The following is a 3221-nucleotide window of genomic DNA, read 5'->3' on the forward strand; positions in this document are numbered from 1 at the left end:
CGGTGGAGCTGCATGACAAGGTCATCGGGCATTATCTGAACATAAAACACTATCAGTAAGTTGGAGTCATTACCGCCATCAAAAACTATTTCACCATCGGTTGCAGCGGCATTACCTGCGAAAAGCGCAAGTAAGCCCACAATAGCTGTTTTTGTAACTTTATTCATTTATAACCTTATCCTTGTAACAAGTACATAATCATATTTAATGTGAATATATGTTCAACATCTTTAAAGATTATACAGGTAGAAATATTTCATTGAACATTAAATAGACTAAACTTTAAGATTATATGTATATGCAAATATTTTATGTTTTTATTATATTGATATGAATTTTCTATGTGTTAAAAAGAGTATAAATGCCTGACTTTGCTGCGCCAGGGGCCGAGTCAGAATACGAGGTGATTTATTAATAGAACAAGTTATATGTATATCTAAAATTAAATTGTTGAACATAACTCCTTTTGCTATTGGCGTTATGTTCAACCCAGTCAAATGTTATTTAATATAATGCGTGACTGTTGAATAAGTTAATTTAAAAATTTTGAGCAAATTTTTCATCTGGTTAGGTATTAATTAAACAAATAAAGTTACTGTGCAGCCATAAAAATGAAGCCGGGATAGCGGTGGAGACTTTAGCCGTGAGAAAACGTTCTGTCGCATCCTGCTTTCCTTCGCCAGTCACCAATAACAAAACCTCGCGGGCATTGAGAATATCCTTCAGGCCTAAGGTGATCCCACGAGTCACGGGGCGACCCGTGGTTTTTAACATCTCATGTTGCTGTGTTCTGGCATCAAGTTGACTGATATGGCAGGCCGGTTGTAGGCTTTCTCCCGGTTCGTTCAGCCCAAGATGACCGTTTTTCCCCAATCCGAGAACGCATAAATCCAGACCGCCTTTGCGCGCAATCAGGTTCGTTACCCGTTCGCACTCTGTCTCATTTATCTCTTCGGAGCGAAAGCTGATGAGCTGGTCTTCACGTAGCCCCAGCGGCTGCACGATATGCTGTTGTAGGAAAGTTTCGCAGGTGCCAGGCATCGTTAATGGCAGATCCACCCATTCGTCGAGCTTCACGAAGGTGAGCTGGCTGATATCAACCTGCTGCTGGTGGATTTTTTCTACCAGATAATGATACGTCAGTAATGGCGTGGCTCCGGTCGCCAGGCAAATCACGGCATCCGGTTTGCTACGGATCACAGCCAATAAATATTCGCTGGCTCGTTCACTTAACGCCGTATAGTTTTCAACTTGCTGAAGGGTTTGCACAGGATGAAATTCCTTAAGTAAAGAGGCACCGCCAGAAGCAGTGCCTCGTTCCATTTACAAAATGCCGAATGCGGAACAAACAATAGAGAGCACAAAAGTCACGCCGATTAACAGCACCGGATGCGCTTTTTTCACCCGCAGGAAGTAATACATCAGCAGGGTGTAGGCCATCGGTAAAATGTTCGGGAAGACTTTATCGAAGAAATCCTGTTGCAGCGCGACGCTGTGGGTACTGTCGATGGCAAACGATGTCACCACGTTAATATGCACATACGAAGCGATCAGCCCGCCGATTACCGTGATCCCGAGGATGGTTGCCGAGCGAGCAATCATCTGCGAGTTCTCTCGCACTTTATCGATCGCCTTCACGCCGACTGAATAACCGACGTGGGTCCAGCCGACGCGCAGGAAAAAGATAAGCAGGTAAACGGCGAAAAATAGAATCGGCCCCAGCAGGTTTCCCTGGCTGGCAAATGATGAGCAAATTCCCGCCATAATCGGCAACAAAGTAAACCAGAAAATCGCATCGCCAATCCCGGCGATTGGGCCAAACAGTGCCACTTTGAGGCCTTTAATGGTGTCGCGGTTTTCTCCTTTTTCTTCCATCGAAATTAATAACCCCATCAGGAATCCGACCAGATTCGGGTGGGTATTAATAAATTCGAGGTTATCTTTCATCGCCGCGCTTAAGCCCGGTTTGTCGTCCTTATAAATCTTTTTCAGGATCGGCAACATCGCCCAGGTAAAACCGCCCGCCTGCATCCTTTCGTAGTTAAAGCTCGCTTGCAGCAGCGACGAACGAAAGCCCAGACGGGTGATATCTTTTTTACTGATTTCAGATCCCATTGCTGTAGTCCTCTTCTTCATTTTTACTGGCAACGGGCTGCGGTTGCGCTTGCTGCCGGGATTTCGCATTGAAAAACTCATACACCGCAAAGCCTGCGCCCAGTACGGCAACCGGCAACAGGTTGCTGACCCGGATGTAGCAAACAAACAGGAAACCGGCGATCAGGTAAGGGATATATTGCGCTTTGAACATTACGCGCAGCAGCAAGCCAAAACCAACGGCAGGCAGAATACCGCCAGCCACTTCAAAGCCGTGGGTCAACCAGGCGGGCATCGCTTTCACCAGCGCCTGCATCGCCCCTTGTGCCAGGTAAGTACAGAGGAAAGCAATCACCGCATACGCTGAAGCGACGATGAGCATCGTTGTCCAGTTAAGCCGGGAAAACGCTGCCGTATCCGCCTCTTTCGCGCATTTATCGGCTTTGGTCATAAATAATGAGAAAGCGGAATAGAAGAACAGAATGACGTACTGCATTAACAAACTAAACGGCAGGCCAAGACCAATTGCTGTTTTGGCATCAACGCCCGTAGACCATGCAATGACGGTGGTCATCAGACCCGCCATAATCGGGTTGGGCGGCTGAACACCACCTGCAGGGGTTAATCCGGCGAAAGCCAACTCTGTCAGACCACCGGTAATTAAGCCAGTCTGAATATCACCGAGAATAGCGCCAGTTAGGGTACAAACGATTATCGGGCGGAATAAAAATAAGGCTTCCAGCCAAAAATCAATCCCCAGAACGAAAACTAACGCCGCTAGGGATAATCCCTGAAGTAGGGTTATTTCATGCATTTTTATTACCTCAAACCAATATTAAGGCGATTTTAGATTTAGTCAGGGATTTGTTCTTTTTGATCGCCAGGGACGTCCTGAATGAAAACATTCACGCCACGTTGTTTAATAAAACGTAAGTCCGCGAGATCCTGGTCATCGACATAAACTTTACTGCTGATTTGCTTTTTCCCTTCCGAGAAATGCATATTGCCGACGTTGACATCTTTCAGGTCAATGCCACCTTCTACCAATTTACGGGTAATGACTCCAACTTACTGATAGTGTTTTATGTTCAGATAATGCCCGATGACCTTGTCATGCAGCTCCACCG

Annotated in this window: 5 protein-coding genes and 2 pseudogenes; 1 reads left to right on the plus strand and 6 read right to left on the minus strand. The window is 46.0% G+C overall.

The window, feature by feature from the left end:
* Nucleotides 1-2: 2 nt before the first annotated feature.
* Nucleotides 3-59, plus strand: coding sequence for an IS1 family transposase (locus ABZJ92_RS21135; protein ID WP_003032489.1), 57 nt, complete (start codon nt 3-5; stop codon nt 57-59).
* 15 nt (nt 60-74) lie between these two features.
* Here ABZJ92_RS21135 and ABZJ92_RS21140 read toward each other — a convergent pair.
* The 6 genes and pseudogenes from ABZJ92_RS21140 to ABZJ92_RS21165 form a co-directional block, all read right to left on the minus strand.
* A pseudogene (locus tag ABZJ92_RS21140) lies at nt 75-167 on the minus strand (fimbrial protein); the annotation flags it as partial.
* A gap of 400 nt (nt 168-567) precedes the next feature.
* Nucleotides 568-1323, minus strand: coding sequence for a galactosamine-6-phosphate isomerase (locus tag ABZJ92_RS21145; protein ID WP_001307409.1), 756 nt, complete (start codon nt 1321-1323; stop codon nt 568-570).
* Nucleotides 1324-2115, minus strand: coding sequence for a PTS galactosamine transporter subunit IID (gene agaD / locus ABZJ92_RS21150; RefSeq protein ID WP_000534351.1), 792 nt, complete (start codon nt 2113-2115; stop codon nt 1324-1326).
* Nucleotides 2105-2908: a PTS galactosamine transporter subunit IIC gene (gene agaC / locus ABZJ92_RS21155; RefSeq protein WP_000544494.1), complete on the minus strand. Its 804-nt coding sequence runs from the start codon at nt 2906-2908 to the stop codon at nt 2105-2107. Before agaC ends, agaD begins: the two co-directional genes overlap by 11 nt.
* Nucleotides 2909-2946: 38 nt before the next feature.
* Nucleotides 2947-3147 (minus strand): annotated as a pseudogene (locus ABZJ92_RS21160) (PTS sugar transporter subunit IIB); the annotation flags it as partial.
* Nucleotides 3148-3162: 15 nt separating this feature from the next.
* Nucleotides 3163-3219, minus strand: a complete 57-nt coding sequence (locus ABZJ92_RS21165) for an IS1 family transposase (protein WP_003032489.1) — start codon at nt 3217-3219, stop codon at nt 3163-3165.
* Nucleotides 3220-3221 lie beyond the last annotated feature (2 nt).

This window comes from Shigella sp. FJ200513, from assembly GCF_040495915.1.
Lineage (GTDB): Bacteria > Pseudomonadota > Gammaproteobacteria > Enterobacterales > Enterobacteriaceae > ECMA0423.